The sequence below is a fragment of the Novosphingobium kaempferiae genome, from assembly GCF_021227995.1.
GTDB lineage: Bacteria > Pseudomonadota > Alphaproteobacteria > Sphingomonadales > Sphingomonadaceae > Novosphingobium > Novosphingobium kaempferiae.
Genome location: NZ_CP089301.1, coordinates 3,684,878 through 3,702,325, shown reverse-complemented (window position 1 = coordinate 3,702,325; position 17,448 = coordinate 3,684,878). Strand labels below are relative to the sequence as shown.

Below are 17,448 nucleotides of genomic sequence, written 5' to 3'. Positions count from 1 at the left end.
ACTTGAAGAACGACCTGTAAACACCAGCCAGGGAAGCGCGACGCCACATGGGCGAGCCCTATTACATTACGACCGCTATCAGCTACCCCAACGGGCGCCCGCACATCGGCCACGCCTACGAGGCGATTGCGGCCGACGTCATTGCCCGCTTCAAGAAAGCGGAGGGCTTCAACGTCCGGTTCCAGACCGGCACCGACGAGCATGGCCTCAAGATGGCGCAGAAGGCGCGCGACCTTGGCATTACACCTGCCGCTCTGGCTGATGAAATGTCGTCATATTTCAAGGAAATGTGCGACGCTCTGAACATCGGCTACGATGTCTTCATCCGCACCACCGAACCGCGTCACCATGCCGCGACACAGGAACTGTGGCGCCGCATGGAAGCCAATGGCGACCTGTATCTCGACCGCTACGAGGGATGGTACTCGGTCCGCGACGAGGCCTATTATGACGAGAGCGAACTCGTAGCGGGCGAGGACGGCGGCAAGCTGTCGCCCCAGGGTACGCCGGTCGAGTGGACGGTCGAGGAATCATGGTTCTTCCGTCTGTCGAAGTACCAGGACAAGCTTCTCGAACTGTACGCCACCGGTGACTTCGTCCGCCCGGAAAGCCGCCGCAACGAGACACAGCGCTTCGTCGAAGGCGGCCTGCGCGATCTGTCGGTTTCACGCACCAGTTTCGACTGGGGCATCAAGGTGCCCGGCAGCGACAACCACGTCATGTACGTCTGGGTCGATGCGCTGACCAACTACATCACCGGCCTTGGATTTCCTGAGGCGGACGGCGATTTTGGCAGGTTCTGGCCTGCAGACGTCCACCTTATCGGAAAGGACATCGTCCGCTTCCACACTGTCTATTGGCCCGCCTTCCTAATGAGCGCGGGCCTCGCCGTGCCGAAGCAGGTCTTCGGACACGGCTTCCTGCTCAACCGCGGCCAGAAGGAATCGAAGTCGCTTGGCAACGTCACCGACCCGATCGGGCTGGCGGAGACGTTCGGCGTCGATACCCTGCGCTATTTCTTCCTGCGCGAAGTGGCGTTCGGGCAGGACGGTTCGTGGTCTGCCGAAGCGATCGTCACCCGTGCCAACGCCGAACTGGCGAACAGCTTCGGCAACCTTGCGCAGCGCAGCTTGTCCATGATCTTCAAGAACATGGATGGCGAAGTGAAGGCCGGGCTTGAAGAAACAGAGGCAGACGCCGCCCTGTTCGCTGCCGTCGCCGAGGGCATCGCCGGGCTTCGCAGCGCCTTCGATGATCTTGATTTCAGCACCGGCCTGGAAAGCTGGATGCGCGCGGTATTCGCTTGCAACCAGTATGTCGACGAGCAGGCCCCGTGGGCGCTTCGCAAGAGTGACCCCGCCCGCATGGAAGCCGTGCTGATGACGCTGTTCCGCGTCGTGCGGGATCTCGCCATCGCGGTCAGGCCCGTCGTACCGACCGCGATCGATACCCTGCTCGATCAGATGGGGCAGGCTGCCGATGCGCGTCACTACGCCGCATTGGCCGACGCCGAATGGTTAGCAGCGCTCGCCGCCTCCGGCTACAAGGTGGACAAGCCGCAGGGCGTGTTCCCGCGCCTCGAACTGCCTGAGGAAGCTGCCGCCTGATGCTGATCGATTCCCACTGCCACCTCGAATACGAAGGGCTCGTCGAGGACCAGTCGGGCGTGCTTTCTCGCGCGCGTGAAGCCGGGATCAAGGGCTTCCTCAATATCTCGACGCGGCAGCGGGAATGGGATCGCGTCGTTGCGACTGCGGCGCGCGAACCCGATGTCTGGGCTTCCATAGGCATCCATCCGCACGAAGCGGACCAGCATGCCGATCTGGGCGAGGGGGCGCTGCTCGAAGCGGCAGCCCATCCGCGCGTCATCGGCATCGGCGAGACCGGCCTCGACTATTATTACGACAAGTCCGATCGCGACGTGCAGCAGGCGCTTTTTCGCACACACATCACTGTCGCACGCGAAACCGGCCTGCCGATAATCATCCATACCCGCGATGCCGAGGACGATACCGCGCGCATCCTTGAGGAAGAAATGGGGAAGGGCGCCTTCCCGGCGCTCATCCACTGCTTCACCGCAAGCGCCGATTTCGGCCATAAGGTGTTGGATCTCGGCCTCTCTATCAGCATTTCCGGCATCGTGACTTTCAAGAACGCGAAGGATTTGCAGGAGGTCGTGAAGACAATTCCCGAGGACCGGTTGCTCGTGGAGACGGACTCACCGTTCCTCGCGCCCGTGCCGCATCGCGGCCGCAAGTGCGAGCCAGCGTTTACGGCAGATACTGCGCGCTTCGTCGCCGATCTGCGCGGGACCAGCGTCGAGCAACTTGGCCAGGCGACGACGCGCAATTTCTTCGCGCTGTTTACCAAGGCCGCCTACGCGTGAAAGTGACGATCCTCGGCAGCGGCACCTCGACCGGCGTGCCGCGCCTTGGCGGCGAGAATGGCGGCCCGGACTGGGGCTCGTGCGACCCGGCCGAACCGAAAAACCGCCGAACCCGCGTCGCCATCCTGCTGGAGAGCGATGCCGGTTCTCGTATCCTCGTCGATACGCCGACGGATTTGCGTGCGCAGTTGCTGGCCAACGACGTCCATCGCATCGACGCGGTGTTCTGGACGCACGACCATGCCGATCACTGCCACGGCATCGATGATCTGCGTCCGCTGCGTTATGGCCGCGCCGGGCCGATCCCGGGTTACGCGGATGCAGAGACCGTGCGCCGGTTGCGCCAGCGCTTCGGCTACGTCTTTGCCGGGCAACATGGCTATCCGACGCTGATATCGCTGGAGAATCTCGACACTGTACGCCTGTGCGAAGGATTCCGCGTTGGCCACACGCAGATGCCGCATGGTGGAATGGACTCGACTGGTTTCCTGTTCGATGCGGACGGAAAATCAGTCGGTTACGCGACAGACTTCAACCAGATTACGCGCGGAATGATCGACTTGTTCTACGGTTGCGACGTGCTGGTGGTCGACTGTCTGCGTCGCGAACCACATCCGACCCATGCGCATCTTGCGATGTCGCTTGAGCTGGCGGAGGTCTGTCGCGCCGGCACGACGGTGCTGACGCATCTCGACAAGAGCATGGACTATGCCACACTGAGTGCATCCGTGCCTGCCAACGTGCAGGTCGCTTATGATGGACTGGTGATTGCGCCGTGAACTCGACCGCCATGATCGTATCGATGATCTCCATCATCGGCTGCCTGATCCTGGCGGTGCGCAATCCGGAAATACGTGGGCTCGGGGGAAGCAAAGCTTTACGGCTGGCATCGATATGGGCTGCGATCATCATCGGTCTGGTGCTGGTCATCCAATGGTCCGGCTTCCGTATCCAGCCATGAGAATGCACGCTCTCACCACTTCATATTTTACATAATCATAATTATCATCTTCATATGGCTATGACCCGACACCAGCAGATAGACCGCCTCCTTTCCATCATGGCCCGCCTGCGCGATCCGCAGGACGGCTGCGAATGGGACAAGGATCAGACCTTCGCGACCATCGCTCCCTACACGATCGAGGAAGCCTACGAGGTTGCCGAAGCCATTGCGCACGACGATCTCGGCGCGCTGCGTGAGGAACTCGGCGACCTGCTGCTTCAAGTCGTGTTCCATGCCCGCATGGCCGAGGAAGCCGGACACTTCGCGTTCCCCGATGTCGCCGCTGCGATTTCAGACAAGCTGGAGGCTCGCCACCCACATATCTTCGGCGACGATGCATCAGGCGATGCACAGACCGAACGTTGGGAAAGCCTTAAGGCCAAGGAACGCGCCGCCAAGGGTGCCACCAGCGCCATCGATGGCGTCGCGCTTTCGCTGCCCGCACTCATGCGCGCCGAAAAGTTGCAGAAGCGAGCGGCGCGTGTCGGATTCGACTGGCCGGACCCGAGCAGCGCGGCGGATAAGGTTCTCGAGGAAATGGACGAGCTCGCCGAAGCTTCTTCCGCCGAAAAGCTGGAGGAAGCAGGCGACCTGCTATTCGCCGCGGTCAATCTCGTGCGATTGAACGGCATCGCGCCCGAAGACGCGCTGCGCGCCGCCAATGCCAAGTTCGAGCGTCGATTCAAGGCGATGGAAAGCTTCGCCAAATCCGAAGGCGAGGACTTCGCGGCGCTCTCGCTCGATGAGCAGGAAGCCTATTGGCAGGTGGTCAAGCGCTCCGAACGCTGAGCCGGATATTCGCCCCGGTGCGAGTTTGTTTCACAGAGCCATGAAGCGCCCGAATTCACGTTCGGAAAGACGGACCTGCAACCGCAGTTGCGGGCCCTGCTCTCCCTCGCCGGAATCCTGTTCCGACACGACCTCGCCTCTCGCGTGCAGGAACGCCAGTCGTTGGCCATCTGCCGCAGGAATGACGAAAGTGTAAGTCTTCGCGTCCAGCGTCAGTTTGCGGCCGGCTGTTTCGAGCAACTCGTCACAGCCTTCGCCAGTCAGCGCAGACAACGGCACGATGGTTTCACCGTCGCGATGGTCCATCGCCTCGCGCAATCCTGCGGCCTGATCGGGGCCGAGCAGATCCCACTTGTTCCAGACCTCGATGATCGGAATTGCGGGCACGGCTTCATCAGAGGCCTCCCCTTCCCGATTATCCTGTTCGGCGAAGACGCCGAGATCGGCCAGAACTTCGAGGACCTGTCGCTTCTGCGCTTCGGTATCGGGATTGGCGATATCGCGCACATGGACGATGACGTCGGCGGCAGTCACTTCCTCCAGAGTCGCGCGGAAGGCCGCGACAAGCTGGGTCGGGAGGTCCGAGATGAACCCTACCGTGTCCGACAGGATCGCCTTTTCGAGCCCCGGCAGGCGGATCGCCCGCATCGTCGGATCGAGTGTCGCGAACAGCAGGTTCTCAGCCATGACATCCGCACCGGTCAGGCGGTTGAACAGTGTCGATTTGCCCGCGTTGGTGTACCCGACAAGCGCAATCACCGGCCATGGCGCTTTTTCACGCCGGTCGCGGTGAAGACCGCGCGTGCGGCGCACCTGCTCCAGTTCGCGACGGATCTTGGCCATGCGATCGCGGATCATGCGGCGGTCCGCCTCGATCTGCGTCTCACCGGGACCACCGAGGAAGCCAAAGCCGCCGCGCTGACGCTCGAGGTGAGTCCAGCTGCGCACGAGACGTCCGGCCTGATAGTCGAGGTGGGCGAGTTCCACCTGCAGTCGGCCTTCCGCCGTCGCTGCACGCTCACCGAAGATTTCAAGGATCAGGCCGGTGCGGTCGATGACCTTGCGCTTGAGCTTTTCTTCGAGGTTGCGTTGCTGGATCGCCGTCAGCGAACCATCGACGATGACGAGTTCAGCCTCGTTAAGCTCGCAGGCGACGCCGATGTTCTGGATCTGGCCTTCGCCAAACAGAGTGCCCGGACGCGGATCGCGGATGACAATCGCCATCGCCTCGACCACTTCAAGGCCGATGGCGAGCGCCAGCCCCCTGGCTTCTTCAAGGCGCGCTTCGGGATCAAGGTCGCCCCTGCCCCTCATTTGCGGATAGGCGACGAGGGCCCGCGCGCCGCGCGTGACCTCGCCCTTCAATTCGTCGTTCAATTCGGTTCAGCTTTTCTCAGTCGTCGGCTTCTTCATGCGCCTGAAGGTCGACCGGAGTCACGGGCTGAATCGTCGAGACGGCATGCTTGTAGGCCAACTGCACGTAGCCTTCGCGCTCAAGCAGCATGCAGAAGAGGTCGTAAGCGGCGACGCGGCCCTGGAGCATCACGCCGTTGATGAGGAACATCGTCACTTGCACGCCGGCATTGCGGATGCTGGAGAGGAAGACATCCTGCAGCACGCGCTGCTTCTTGGCGTTCTCCGGTCCGCTGCCGAACTGGCGCGCATCGACCGGGGTCGAAGGCATGATCGTCGAGATCGCGTGCTTGTAGACGAGCTGCGACTGGCCATCACGGCGCAGCAGGATCGAGAAGTTGTCGAACCAGGTAACGATTCCCTGCAGCTTCACGCCCTTGACGAGGAACATGGTGACCGGGGTCTTGTTCTTGCGCAGCAGATTCAGGAACTGGTCCTGAAGGTTCTGGCCGCCCTTGCCGGACGGAGCCGGAGCCGAAGTACCGGCGCTCACGGGCGCAGCGGCTACTGACTCGGCGGCTTCTTCGACCTCAGGGGTCTCAGGTGCCGGTTTGGGTCGCGCGGAAAGGGTACGACCAGCCATTGTGTATGCTCCTTCTTTTTGGCGGCCGCCCATGCGGTCCGCGATCTGGTCCCGCGAATTGCGCGGGCCGTTCTCGAATCAGAAACTACCCATTTGCTGCAATGCAGTAAACGGGGTTTTTGTAGCAGAAATGTTACACCGAAACTCAGATCGGTTCGTCGAGGTCCGGTTCGTCCTCGCGCCGCTCCGACATTCCGAGCAGCTTCAGCTTGCGATGCAGGGCCGAGCGCTCCATCCCGATGAACGCCGCCGTCTTCGAGATATTGCCGGAAAACCGCCGAATCTGGACGCGCAGGTACTCACGCTCGAAGGTTTCGCGCGCCTCGCGCAAGGGCGCGCTCATCATCACGGTGACGCCTGCGTCCGCCCCTCCCCGGCTGTTGAAGATTTCGGGCGGGAGCATATCCGCCTCGATCTTCGACAACTTCTCGCGCGGGGCCATGATGACGGTGCGCTCGACAACGTTACGCAACTGTCGCACGTTGCCCGGCCACTCATAGGCCTGGAGTGCGGTCATGGCCTCGCCGCTGACATGTGGTGGCGAAACGCCCTGTTCATTGGCATAGCGCGCGAAGAAGTGGTCGATCAGCGCCGGAATATCGTCGCGCCGCTCGCGCAGTGCCGGAATCACGATCGGGACGACGTTGAGGCGGTAGAACAAGTCCTCGCGGAAGCGGCGCTCGGCGATTTCCTTTTCGAGATCGCGCGAGGTCGAGGAGACAACCCGCACATCCACGCGAATCTGGCGTGTGCCGCCGACACGCACGAAGGCCTGGTCAGTCAGCACGCGCAGGATGCGCGCCTGCGTCGAAAGCGGCATATCAGCCACTTCGTCGAAGTAGAGCGTGCCGCCGTCCGCGCTTTCGAGCAGGCCGGAGCGGATCAGCGTGCCGTCCGCTTCCTCGCCGAACAGTTCCTGCTCGAAGCGTTCGGGCGTGATGCGCGCGGAGTTGACGCTGACGAAGGCGTTGCCCGCACGCGGGCTCCACGAATGGAGCAGGCGTGCGGCGACCTCCTTGCCCGATCCCGCCGGTCCGGTGATCAGCAGGCGGCTGCCGGTATTGGCGACGCGCTTGAGCGTGGCACGGACCTGGTTGATCGCGCCGCTGGAACCCGTGAACTCCTCATTGGTCGAGACGCCTTGACGAAGCTGCGCATTCTCGCGGCGCAGGCGCTCGGTCTCGGTCGCCCGGCCGACGAGATGGAGGAGTTTCTCGGCCTCGAACGGCTTCTCGATGAAGTCGACCGCCCCGCGGCTGATCGCGGCCACCGCCGTGTCGATGTTGCCATGGCCGGAGAAGATGATGACCGGCAGTTCTGGCTCACGCGCCTTGATCGCATCAAGCACTTCGAGCCCGTCCATCGGACTGCCATGGAGCCATACGTCGAGCAGAACCAGCGACGGGCGACGGGCATCGACGGCGGCGAGCGCGGCCTCGCTATCGCCCGCCGTTCGGCAATCGTAGCCTTCGTCGCTCAGCACCCCAGCGACCAGTTCGCGGATGTCGCGTTCGTCGTCGACGATCAGGATATCAAGTGCCATGCGCCAATCTTCTTCGTGCTGGTAAAACGGGTCATTGCGCTGCCTCCGGCTTGCGGGAGGGCAGCGCGCCGGCGGATTCCTGGGCGAGCGGGTCGTGCGCGAAGCGCATCGTCACTGTGGTGCCGCCACCTTGCGCGGCGGTGAACGTCATCTCGCCGCCGTGTTCCTCGATGATCTTGTTGACGATCGCGAGGCCGAGCCCGGTGCCCTTCTCGCGCGTGGTCACGTAAGGCTCGATCAGGCGTTCCTTGTCCTGCGACAAGCCGATGCCGTTGTCGGTGACGCGAACGAGGATCGATTCGTCCTGATGGGTGACTTCGACGAAGATCGCACCGCGATATGGCTCGCCCGTATCCCTCGCCTCCATGTCCTTGGCTTTCGCCTCGGTCGCCTCGACGGCGTTCTTGAGGACATTGGTCATCGCCTGGCCGAACTGGTGACGATCGCAATCGATGAGGCCAATGCCGCGATCGGCAGCAAAGCTGAAGTCGATGTCGGGGCGCGCGACTTCCTGCAGGAACAGCGCCTGTCGGGTCAGCGCGACGGGATCCTCGGCGCGGAACACCGGCTTGGGCAGGCGCGCAAAGGAAGAGAACTCGTCCACCATCTTGCGCAGGTCACCCACTTGCCGGATGATCGTGCGCGTAAGATCCTCGAACAGTTCGGGATTGTCGGTGATCTGCTTGCGGTAGCGGCGGCTGAGGCGCTCAGTCGCGAGCTGGATCGGGGTCAGCGGGTTCTTGATCTCGTGCGCGATGCGCCGCGCCACGTCGGACCATGCGGCGGTGCGCTGGTCGAGCAATTGGCGGGTGATGTCCTCGAAGGTGATGACATGCCCCGTGACGTCGCGGCTCGTCTTGACCGCGAGCGTGAGCAGATCACCGCCACGGTTGTACTGGACGATCCCGCCGGGCGTGCCCTGCTCCACCAACGCAGCGATGGCGGGCGCGAGATCGGCGATAGCCATTCCTTCCGGCACTTCACCTGCCCGGTCGGTCAGCAACTTCTGCGCGGTCGAGTTCATCAGCAGGATCCGCCCCTGCTCGTCGAGCGAGATGATGCCCGAGGTGACGGATTCCAGCACCGCCTCAATGAAGACGCTGCGCTCATGAACCTGCCGGTTCGCGCCGAGCAGTGCCTGCGTCTGCTTGTCGATCTGCGCGGTCATGCGGTTGAAGGCGCGGTTGAGCAGTCCGATCTCGTCGGCGCCGGTACGCCGCTCGATCCGCAGCGCATAGTTGCCCGCGCCGACCCTTCGCGCCGCATCGACCAATTCGTAGAGCGGCTCGACCTGTCGGTCTGCAAACCGTAGGGCAAACCACACCGACAGGCCGACAAGCGCAAGCGAAGCCACGAACAGCGCCACGTTGAAGCGCAACTGCAGCACGCGCGCACGGCTCGTCAGCACCTCGTAAGCCTGCACGATGTTCTCGGCCCGCTCTCCCTGGCTCAACGACAACAGGTCGGAACTGCGGACCACCAGCAGGTAGACGCCGGAGGAACGCTCGATCGGCGCGGCAGCGACAATGCGGTTGTCCTTCGCGCTGACGACATAAGGCTCACCCTTGTCGAGCCGTTCGAGGCCATCCGTGCTCAGGCGATTGTTCTCTGCGACGCCTTCGGGATCGACGATAATCGGCGTGCGCTGCTCGCCGTTCGCATCGATTTGCACGATCGCGGCGCCGCTGAGGTTCCGGCGCACGACCTGATAGGAGAGGAACGTCTGGAATTCGCGACTGGCGACCGGCACCCGGCTCAGTTCGTCGCGGGAGTCGGTAGCCATCGCCACCGACTCGTAGCCGACGTCGCGCAGAGTCTGTTCGTAGTAGCCGCGCGCCAGCTTGTTGGCGTTCTCCAGCAACCCGCGCGAACTGTCGGAGAACCAGAATTCGACGCCGGACTGGAACAGCCACGAAGCGAAGACCACCACCAGCAGCGTCGGGATCGCAGCGATCAGCGAGAAGATGAACACCAGGCGGACGTGCATCTGGCCCGTCCCGCCCGTCGCATGCTCGGCTGCGCGGCGCAGCGCCATGCGTCGGCCCAGCAGGACGAGGATCGCCATGGCCGGAACCAGAGTGCCGACGAGCAGGCTCGCAGTGAGGTTCGAAGGCAGCAGGTCGCGCCGATCACCGCCGCTGTTGAGCGCAAACCAGGTGATCGCCGTCATCGTCAGGAAGGCGACCAGCGAGAGCACCTCCATGATGGCGAAAAAGTTCGCGCGGCGTGCAGCCACCTGCATCCGTCGCCACCATCGCGGCCAGGCCCGTTTCTGGACTGCTCCTTCGCTCATCGTTGCGCCGTTACAACAGGACTGTGGCCTTGCTGCAAGAGCAAATCCACGAAGGCGCCTCTACGATCGACGAGCGAATTCCTCAGGGTCGAGCATCAGCTCGCCGAGCCGCTTGCGCAAAGTGTTGCGATTAATCCCCAGCGCCTGCGCTGCGCGCAACTGGTTACCGGCGGTTTCGCGGAGCACTTCGGCGAACAGCGGGCGCTCGAATGCGGCCATCGCACTGTCGTAGATCGTGCCGCTGGCGGGCCGCGTGCTCGAGAGCCACTGAGCGACGGCGCTGGCGATATCGAAGACGGTGATCGCCCCGTCCCCGTCGGCGGCAGGCGCCGCCGGTTCGGGCGTCAGCAGCGGCGCGATCGAGTCGATGTCGATCACATCCTCGCGCGCCAGCAGGGCGAGGCGATAGATGAAGTTCTTGAGCTCACGCACGTTGCCGCGCCATGGCTGGCGACTGAGCAGTTCTGCGGCCTCCCGCGTAAGCTGGCGGCGCGGCAGCCCCTCGTTGGCGGCGTGCTGGAGGAAATGACGTGCCAGCACGTCGATGTCGTCGCGACGGTCGCGCAGCGGCGGCATGTGGATCGGCACCACGTTGAGGCGATAGTACAAGTCCTCGCGGAACCGCCCGGCGGCAATCTCCGGTTCCAGATCCTTGTTGGTGGCGGCAACGATGCGGGTATCGAGGCGGATTTCCTCGCGCCCGCCGACGCGGCGCACGGTGCCGGACTGCAGGGCGCGCAGCAGGCGGGTCTGCGCCTGCATCGGCATGTCGCCGATTTCGTCGAGGAACAGCGTGCCGCCCGCCGCCTGCTCGAACTTACCGACATGACGCGCGACGGCGCCGGTGAAGGCGCCCTTCTCGTGCCCGAACAGTTCACTTTCGATCAGTTCGGCGGGGATTGCGGCCGTGTTGACCGCGATGAACGGCCCTTCCCGGCGGTTGCCAAGCTGGTGGATCGCCTCGGCCACCAGTTCCTTGCCGGTGCCCGACTCGCCGAGGATCAGCACCGTCAGATCATTGCGCAGCACGCGCGTAATCATGCGGAATACCGACTGCATCGCGGCGCTGCGCCCGACGAGGGGAAGCCCGTCGGCCACCGGTTCGTCGTCCGACGCCTGACCCTGCGCCGCCCCGGCAGCTTGCCGCACGGTCCGGGCCAGTTCGTCGATGTCGAATGGCTTGGGGAAGTATTCGAAGGCCCCGGTATCCGTCGCGCGCACGGCGGTGTCGAGAGTGTTCTGCGCCGAGAGGATGACGATCGGCATCTGCGGATGAAGCGCGCGGACGCGCTCAATGGTCTCGATACCGTCGCCGTCGGGGAGCATGACGTCGGTGACAAGCGCCGCAAAGCTGCGCTCCGCCAGCATCCGGTCGCGCTCGGCCAGCGTCTCGCAATGAGCGACGGCGAACCCCTCGGCCTCCAGCGCGGCGGTGATGACGATGGCGATGGACATGTCGTCCTCGACCAGGAGCACGTTCATCGTCATTCCGCTTTTCTCCGGGGACGGTTGCGCGTCTCGCGGGCGAGCGGCAGGTGGATGCGGAAGTGCGTCATGCCGTTCTCGTCGTCGCGGTCATGCGTGATGCGCCCGTTCATGTCGCGCACCAGCTTGCGAACCAGCGGCAGGCCGAGGCCTTGCCCCGACTTTTTGGTGGTGACGAAAGGCTCGAAGATATGGTCGCGCATGACCGCGTCGATGCCGGGGCCGTTGTCGCTGACGCGCACCTCGATCGGCAGGCGCAGCGGCGCGCCGTCGTCTCCGGTGTGAAGCTGGAGCCCGCTGGCGAAACGCGTGCGGATGGTGACACGCGGCTCGCGCGCCGTCTTGCAGGCATCGACGGCATTGGACAGCAGGTTGATGAGCACCTGCACCAGCCCGTCGGGGCTGCCCAAGACTGGCGGAAGGGACGGGTCGAACTCCTCGACGAGCCGGAACGAGGGCTTGTCGCCCTTCGCGGCATTCAGCACGTCGATGGCACGGCGGGCGGCCTCATGGAGATTGCAGGGTTCGACCGGCGGAGTGGTGCGCCCGCTCAGCTTCTGCATCCGCTCGATCAGACCGGCGATGCGATCGACCTCGCCGGTGATGAGGTCGGTGAGGGCCTTGTCCCTGTCCTCGATCTTGCGCGCGAGAAGCTGCGCCGCGCCGCGTATTCCTGCGAGCGGGTTCTTGATCTCATGGGCCATGATCTCGGGCCCGCGCAGGACGGCGTTGTCCGGACCTCCCGAATCGTCACCAAGCGCTTCGGCGGCGCTGTTGTCCTGCAGCGTCACAACCTGCCAGCCCGGGCTGTCGGCCACCGGTGCGACGTTGATGTCGACGCGCCGCGCGCCCTTCCCCTTGAGCTGGACCACCACTTCGCGCGCAGAGACCGGCGCTTCGGAATCGGAAAGCCGGTCGAGCAGGCGCCGGTCGGAAATCGACAGGATGTCCCGCAGCCGCGTACCGACAAGGCGCCGCGCCGACTGTCCGAAGAACTGCTCGGCGGCAGGATTCAGCGAGGTGATCGTCAGCCCGTTCTCCAGCAGCACCACGGCATGTGGCAGGCTGGAGAGCAGCCGATGGGCGTCAGGAAGTGCGGTCGCCGTCTCCGGGGTCATGCGGCCTGGCGCTGGCCGTCGTCGCTGTCGCGGTAGGGCGCGTAGAATTCGGCCAGTTCACGAAGAACTTCAGCGGGATCGGCGATGAAGTTCAACTTGTTCCTGAACTCGGCCGACCCGCGCACACCCTTGATGTACCAGCCCAGATGCTTGCGGGCCATCTTGACGCCGGTGTCGGCGCCATAATGGTCGAGCATGTCCTCGTAGTGGCGACGGATGATCTCGTACTGCTCGGCGACGGTCGGGTCTGCGGCGACCGGCTGGCCGCGCCACCACTGCATGACCTGCGCGAGGAACCACGGACGACCGTAGGCGCCACGCCCGATCATCAGGCCGTCCGCGCCGGACTGCTCCAGTGCCTGCGCGGCGTCGTTCACGGTGCAGATGTCGCCGTTGACGATGACCGGGATGGAGACCGCATCCTTGACCTTGCGCACGAAGGCCCAGTCCGCCTCGCCCTTGTACATCTGGTTGCGGGTGCGGCCGTGGACGGTGATCATCTTCGCGCCAAGATCCTCGGCGATACGCGCGAGTTCGGGGGCGTTGAGGCTGTCATGGCACCAGCCCATGCGCATCTTGACCGTGACCGGCACCTTGACCGCCTTGACGGTCGCCTCGATCAGCTTCGTCGCCAGCGGAACCTGTCGCATGAGCGCCGAGCCTGCGTCACCGTTGACGACCTTGCGGACCGGGCAGCCCATGTTGATGTCGATGATCGCGGCGCCGCGATCTTCCACCAGCTTCGCCGCCTCGGCCATCTGGTCCGGCTCGCAGCCGACGAGCTGCATGGAGACGGGATCCTCGATCACATCCCACATCGCCTTCTGCAGCGACACGCGCGTCTCGCGGATGGCGGCGGGGCTCGCGATCATCTCGGTGACGTTAAGGCCCGAGCCGAACGCGCGGACCATCTTTCGGAACGGCAGGTCGGACACGCCCGTCATCGGGGCGAGCACGACCGGACAGTCGATCGTCACGGGACCGACATGGATCGGCTTCAGAGCCGGCGGAAGGGGCAATGAGGTCATGATACGTGCAGCGCTGCCTAAAAAACAGGCAGCGCATAGTGGATTGCCCTTGGCACGGCAAGCTATTACCGGCGTCGACAATGTCGCAAATCGTCTCAGACCCCCGGAATTGTGCCGTGCATCGCTCTGGTGATGGCCCGAAAGTACGAACTGCCGCGCTCGTCGTGGCAGCCGGACAGGGCCTGCGTGCCGGTCAGCCGGTGCCCAAGCAGTTCGCACGCTGGCGCGGCAAGCCGGTCGTCCGGCACTCCGTGGAAGCGTTAGTCGGCGCTGGATGCGAGCCGGTGCTGGTGATGATCCCCGAAGGCGCGGACGCCGTGGCCGCCGAGGCGCTGGCGGGGATCGCGGGCGTGCAGTTCGCTCATGGCGGCGCGACACGGCAGGAATCGGTGCGCCTCGGCCTCGAAGTGCTGGCTGCGAGCAGCCCGGACCGCGTGCTGGTTCATGACGCCGCCCGCCCTCTGCTGCCCGGCGCGGTGATCGAGCGGCTGCACGCCGCGCTCGACGAGCACAAGGGCGCGATCCCGGTGCTGCCGGTGGTGGACAGCCTCACCCATGCCGAAGGCGCGATGATGGGTGCCCCCGCCCGCCGTGAGGACTTGCGCCGCGTGCAGACCCCGCAGGCCTTCCGCTTCGCCGAGATTCTCGCCGCGCACCGCGAGTGGGACGGCCCGACCAGCGCCGGAGACGACGCTCAGGTGGCGCAGGCATGGGGCATGGACGTGGCGCTCGTCGAAGGGGACGAAATCTTGCACAAGCTGACTTACGCCTCCGATTTTGGAACGACCCGTCCGCTGGTCCGCGTCGGCTCGGGCTACGATGTGCATCAGCTTGAGGAAGGCGAGGAACTGTGGCTGTGCGGCGTGCGCATTGAGCATACCCACGGCCTTTCCGGCCACAGCGATGCCGACGTCGCAATCCATGCGCTTGTCGATGCCCTGCTTGGCGCGATCGGCGCGGGGGATATCGGCCAACACTTCCCGCCCAGCGATCCGCAGTGGAAGGGCGCCGCGTCCGACCGCTTCCTCGCTCACGCGGGCAAGCTGGTGACGGAGGCGGGCTATGCGCTGTCCAACGCCGACCTCACCATCATCTGCGAGGCGCCGAAGATCGGGCCCCATCGCGAAGCCATGCGCGCGCGGCTTGCCGACATCCTCAGCGTTGACATCGCGGCGATCAGCGTGAAGGCAACGACCACCGAGAAGCTGGGCTTCACCGGGCGGCGCGAGGGGATCGCGGCGCAGGCGGTGGTCAGCCTGAGCCTGATGTAACCTGCGGGGGCCGCAAGGAATACCAATGCGCGCAATGCTTCGATCCGTCGCCTTCGCTATCGCCATGACGCCCTGCGCGGCGATGGCCGCACAGCCCGTCTGCATCACCAAGGCGGAGGCGACCTCGCTCATCTCCTATGCCCTGCCGCAGGCCATCAACGGCACCGCCAAGCGCTGCGCGCCCTCTCTGCCCGCCAATTCCTTCCTGCGCACGCAGGGCACGGCGCTGGCGAACCGGTACGCGGCCCAGAAGGGCCAGTACTGGGTCAAGGCGAAGCCCGCATTCATGAAGGCGATGAGCGCCCAGAACGACGGCTCGTCGAACATGATGGCCGGGCTTCCGGACGAGACACTGCGACAGCTTGCCGACGTCTTCGTCGAGGGCTTCGTGTCGCAGCGGATCGCCACGAAGTCCTGCAAGCAGTTGGACCTTGCGATCGACCTGCTTTCGCCCCTTCCCCCCGAGAACACCGCCGGGCTGATCGCGCTGACGCTCGACGCAGCGGGCAGCGCCGACCCGAAGCTCGGCAAGATTTCGCTCTGCAAGGATTGATGATGGCCGCGAACCCGTTCTTTCCCGAAGACCTCTATGAACTCGCCCGCCGCGTGATCGAGGAGAACAAGGCGGTCGGCCGCATGGTTTCGGTGGCGGAGAGTTGCACGGGCGGTCTCGTCTGCGCGGCGCTGACGGAGATCCCCGGCTCATCGGCGGTGCTGGATCGCGGGTTCGTGACCTACTCCAACGAAGCCAAGATGGAGATGCTGGGCGTCCACTCCGACATCATCGATTCGTTCGGCGCGGTGTCCCCGGCGACGGCGTGGGCGATGGCGCAGGGCGCCATCGCCAAGAGCCGCGCGGATGTCTCCGTGGCGATCAGCGGCATCGCCGGGCCTGACGGCGGCAGCGAGATGAAGCCGGTCGGCACGGTCGTGTTCGCGTGTGCGCGGCGGGGCGAGGAAGAGATCAACGCGGAGCAGAAACTGCTCGACGGCAAGAGCCGCGCGGAAATCCGGCATCAGGCCGCGATCATCGCGCTGGAGCTTCTGTTGCCGTGACGGCTGTCTCTAAGACAGCCCGCGCCTAAAGACAGCCACCGGTCCCGGATCAAGTCCGGGACGACGCGCTCATCCCGCCTGCGTCGCGCCGTAAAGCTCGGAAGCGCGCACCTCGAACGCCGCGACCATCTTGCGGAACGCCTTGTCGAAGTACTGGCCGGCCAGCTTCTCGAACAGCGGGTTGCGGAAGGTGAACTTTACGTCGAACTCGATGTCGCACGAACTCTCGTCGACCGCACGGAATGTCCAGACGTTGTGCAGGTCACGCATGGGACCGTCGACGTAGTGTACGCGGATCTCGTGAGGGCGCTCCTTCTCGACTCGCGAAGTGAATTTCTCGCGCAGGGCCTTGAAGCCGACGAGCATGTCCGCGATCATCTCGCTGCCGTCATCGGACTTCACCCGGGTCGCGACGACCCAGGGGAGGAACTCCTGATAGCGGCCGACGTCGGCGACAAGATCGAACATCTGCTCGGCGCTGTAGGGAAGGCGCCGGGTTTCGTGAATTCCGGGCACGTCAGGCCTTCGCGGTTGCCGGTGCCTGCTTCGCCAGCTTCGCCTCTCGCGCCGCGCGCATCTGGGCGAAGTCGTCGCCCGCGTGGTAGCTGGAGCGCGTCAGCGGCGAGGACGCCACCTGCAGAAAGCCCTTGGCACGGGCGATGGCACCGTAAGCCTTGAAAGCCTGCGGGGTGACGAATTCCTTCACCTCGGCATGCTTGGGCGTCGGGCGCAGGTACTGGCCCATGGTCAGGAAATCGATGTCGGCGCAGCGCATATCATCCATCACCTGATGGACTTCGAGGCGTTCCTCACCGAGGCCGAGCATGATACCCGACTTGGTGAAGATCGACGGGTCGTGCCGCTTAACTTCCTCCAGCAGCCGCAGCGAGGCGTAGTAGCGCGCGCCGGGGCGGATGGTCGGATAGAGGCGGGGCACCGTCTCGAGGTTGTGGTTGTAGACGTCCGGACGCGCTTCGACGATCGCCTCGACGGCGCGCTGCATCTTGTTGCGGAAGTCCGGGGTCAGAATCTCGATGGTGGTGGCGGGCGAAGCCGCGCGCACCGCCCGGATCACCTTGACGAACTGGCTCGCGCCGCCGTCCGGCAGGTCGTCGCGGTCGACCGAAGTCACGACGATGTGCTCCAGCCCGGTCTTGAGGACCATTTCCGCCACGTTGTCAGGCTCCGCCGCATCGACGCGACCGGGCATGCCGGTCTTGACGTTACAGAACGCGCAGGCGCGGGTGCAGGTGTCGCCAAGGATCATCACCGTGGCGTGCTTCTTCGTCCAGCACTCGCCGATGTTCGGGCAGGCCGCTTCCTCGCACACCGTATTGAGCTTGAGGTCGCGCATGAGCTGGCGAGTCTCGCCGTAGCCCTTGCTGGTCGGCGCCTTGACGCGGATCCAGTCGGGCTTGCGCTGGCGCTGCGGCGCGCCCTCGGGTGCGGGGACGGAAGAGAGATCGTTCATGCCGTTCAG

The 17,448-nt window shown here is 64.6% G+C and carries 17 protein-coding genes; 8 read left to right on the top strand and 9 right to left on the bottom strand.

Going from position 1 to position 17,448, the window contains the following annotated elements:
* Positions 1-47 precede the first annotated feature (47 nt).
* The 5 genes from metG to mazG are packed head-to-tail and all read left to right on the top strand — an operon-like array spanning position 48 to position 4,178.
* Positions 48-1,607, top strand: a complete 1,560-nt coding sequence (gene metG, locus LO787_RS16945) for a methionine--tRNA ligase (RefSeq protein WP_232492168.1) — start codon at positions 48-50, stop codon at positions 1,605-1,607.
* A complete protein-coding gene (locus LO787_RS16940) occupies positions 1,607-2,386 on the top strand; it encodes a TatD family hydrolase (protein ID WP_232492167.1) in 780 nt (259 codons plus the stop codon). The genes metG and LO787_RS16940 overlap by 1 nt, the downstream gene beginning before the upstream one ends.
* Entirely contained in the window at positions 2,383-3,165 is a 783-nt protein-coding gene (locus LO787_RS16935) for an MBL fold metallo-hydrolase (protein WP_232492166.1), read from the top strand. The genes LO787_RS16940 and LO787_RS16935 overlap by 4 nt, the downstream gene beginning before the upstream one ends.
* The gene (locus LO787_RS16930; protein ID WP_232492165.1) at positions 3,162-3,347 is read left to right on the top strand and encodes a hypothetical protein; all 186 of its coding nucleotides are present in this window, start codon (positions 3,162-3,164) and stop codon (positions 3,345-3,347) included. Before LO787_RS16935 ends, LO787_RS16930 begins: the two co-directional genes overlap by 4 nt.
* A 54-nt stretch (positions 3,348-3,401) precedes the next feature.
* The gene (gene mazG / locus LO787_RS16925; protein ID WP_232492164.1) at positions 3,402-4,178 is read left to right on the top strand and encodes a nucleoside triphosphate pyrophosphohydrolase; all 777 of its coding nucleotides are present in this window, start codon (positions 3,402-3,404) and stop codon (positions 4,176-4,178) included.
* Positions 4,179-4,208: 30 nt separating this feature from the next.
* Here the strand turns inward: mazG and hflX are convergent, their stop codons facing one another.
* From hflX to dusB, 7 genes are all read right to left on the bottom strand, one after another.
* Positions 4,209-5,555 carry a GTPase HflX gene (gene hflX, locus LO787_RS16920; protein WP_232492163.1) on the bottom strand — a complete coding sequence of 449 codons (1,347 nt, stop codon included), beginning with the start codon at positions 5,553-5,555 and terminating at the stop codon, positions 4,209-4,211.
* 16 nt (positions 5,556-5,571) lie between these two features.
* Entirely contained in the window at positions 5,572-6,174 is a 603-nt protein-coding gene (gene hfq, locus LO787_RS16915) for an RNA chaperone Hfq (protein WP_232492162.1), read from the bottom strand.
* A gap of 145 nt (positions 6,175-6,319) precedes the next feature.
* The gene (gene ntrX / locus LO787_RS16910) at positions 6,320-7,717 is read right to left on the bottom strand and encodes a nitrogen assimilation response regulator NtrX (RefSeq protein ID WP_232492161.1); all 1,398 of its coding nucleotides are present in this window, start codon (positions 7,715-7,717) and stop codon (positions 6,320-6,322) included.
* A 31-nt stretch (positions 7,718-7,748) separates the two neighbouring features.
* Positions 7,749-9,959: a sensor histidine kinase gene (locus tag LO787_RS16905; protein WP_232496353.1), complete on the bottom strand. Its 2,211-nt coding sequence runs from the start codon at positions 9,957-9,959 to the stop codon at positions 7,749-7,751.
* Between the two features lie 111 nt (positions 9,960-10,070).
* Positions 10,071-11,498: a sigma-54-dependent transcriptional regulator gene (locus LO787_RS16900; protein ID WP_232492160.1), complete on the bottom strand. Its 1,428-nt coding sequence runs from the start codon at positions 11,496-11,498 to the stop codon at positions 10,071-10,073.
* Complete coding sequence (locus tag LO787_RS16895; RefSeq protein WP_232492159.1) at positions 11,495-12,613, bottom strand: two-component system sensor histidine kinase NtrB; 1,119 nt, start codon at positions 12,611-12,613, stop codon at positions 11,495-11,497. Before LO787_RS16895 ends, LO787_RS16900 begins: the two co-directional genes overlap by 4 nt.
* Positions 12,610-13,641 carry a tRNA dihydrouridine synthase DusB gene (gene dusB / locus LO787_RS16890; RefSeq protein WP_232492158.1) on the bottom strand — a complete coding sequence of 344 codons (1,032 nt, stop codon included), beginning with the start codon at positions 13,639-13,641 and terminating at the stop codon, positions 12,610-12,612. The genes LO787_RS16895 and dusB overlap by 4 nt, the downstream gene beginning before the upstream one ends.
* Before the next feature lie 80 nt (positions 13,642-13,721).
* Between dusB and LO787_RS16885 the strand changes: the two genes are divergently transcribed.
* Genes LO787_RS16885 through LO787_RS16875 form a run of 3 tightly spaced genes read left to right on the top strand, consistent with a single transcriptional unit; the run spans position 13,722 to position 15,968 of the window.
* Positions 13,722-14,912, top strand: a complete 1,191-nt coding sequence (locus LO787_RS16885) for a bifunctional 2-C-methyl-D-erythritol 4-phosphate cytidylyltransferase/2-C-methyl-D-erythritol 2,4-cyclodiphosphate synthase (protein ID WP_232492157.1) — start codon at positions 13,722-13,724, stop codon at positions 14,910-14,912.
* Positions 14,913-14,946: 34 nt separating this feature from the next.
* Positions 14,947-15,465 (top strand): hypothetical protein, encoded by a 519-nt coding sequence (locus LO787_RS16880; protein ID WP_232492156.1) that lies wholly within the window; start codon positions 14,947-14,949, stop codon positions 15,463-15,465.
* Between the two features lie 2 nt (positions 15,466-15,467).
* Positions 15,468-15,968 carry a CinA family protein gene (locus LO787_RS16875; RefSeq protein WP_232496352.1) on the top strand — a complete coding sequence of 167 codons (501 nt, stop codon included), beginning with the start codon at positions 15,468-15,470 and terminating at the stop codon, positions 15,966-15,968.
* Positions 15,969-16,037: 69 nt separating this feature from the next.
* On the opposite strand, the gene LO787_RS16870 is transcribed toward LO787_RS16875, so the two are convergent.
* Complete coding sequence (locus LO787_RS16870; protein WP_232492155.1) at positions 16,038-16,484, bottom strand: type II toxin-antitoxin system RatA family toxin; 447 nt, start codon at positions 16,482-16,484, stop codon at positions 16,038-16,040.
* 1 nt (position 16,485) lies between these two features.
* A complete protein-coding gene (gene lipA, locus LO787_RS16865; protein ID WP_232492154.1) occupies positions 16,486-17,439 on the bottom strand; it encodes a lipoyl synthase in 954 nt (317 codons plus the stop codon).
* Between the last annotated feature and the right edge of the window lie 9 nt (positions 17,440-17,448).

What these genes read in the sequence shown, in the direction of transcription:
- metG (WP_232492168.1), top strand. Translation starts at nt 48, where the DNA reads ATGGGCGAGCCCTATTACATTACGACCGCTATCAGCTACCCCAACGGG.
- LO787_RS16940 (WP_232492167.1), top strand. Translation starts at nt 1,607, where the DNA reads ATGCTGATCGATTCCCACTGCCACCTCGAATACGAAGGGCTCGTCGAG.
- mazG (WP_232492164.1), top strand. Translation starts at nt 3,402, where the DNA reads ATGGCTATGACCCGACACCAGCAGATAGACCGCCTCCTTTCCATCATG.
- hfq (WP_232492162.1), bottom strand. Translation starts at nt 6,174, where the DNA reads ATGGCTGGTCGTACCCTTTCCGCGCGACCCAAACCGGCACCTGAGACC.
- ntrX (WP_232492161.1), bottom strand. Translation starts at nt 7,717, where the DNA reads ATGGCACTTGATATCCTGATCGTCGACGACGAACGCGACATCCGCGAA.
- LO787_RS16905 (WP_232496353.1), bottom strand. Translation starts at nt 9,959, where the DNA reads ATGCAGGTGGCTGCACGCCGCGCGAACTTTTTCGCCATCATGGAGGTG.
- LO787_RS16900 (WP_232492160.1), bottom strand. Translation starts at nt 11,498, where the DNA reads ATGACGATGAACGTGCTCCTGGTCGAGGACGACATGTCCATCGCCATC.
- LO787_RS16895 (WP_232492159.1), bottom strand. Translation starts at nt 12,613, where the DNA reads ATGACCCCGGAGACGGCGACCGCACTTCCTGACGCCCATCGGCTGCTC.
- dusB (WP_232492158.1), bottom strand. Translation starts at nt 13,641, where the DNA reads ATGACCTCATTGCCCCTTCCGCCGGCTCTGAAGCCGATCCATGTCGGT.
- LO787_RS16885 (WP_232492157.1), top strand. Translation starts at nt 13,722, where the DNA reads ATGTCGCAAATCGTCTCAGACCCCCGGAATTGTGCCGTGCATCGCTCT.
- LO787_RS16880 (WP_232492156.1), top strand. Translation starts at nt 14,947, where the DNA reads ATGCTTCGATCCGTCGCCTTCGCTATCGCCATGACGCCCTGCGCGGCG.
- LO787_RS16875 (WP_232496352.1), top strand. Translation starts at nt 15,468, where the DNA reads ATGGCCGCGAACCCGTTCTTTCCCGAAGACCTCTATGAACTCGCCCGC.
- lipA (WP_232492154.1), bottom strand. Translation starts at nt 17,439, where the DNA reads ATGAACGATCTCTCTTCCGTCCCCGCACCCGAGGGCGCGCCGCAGCGC.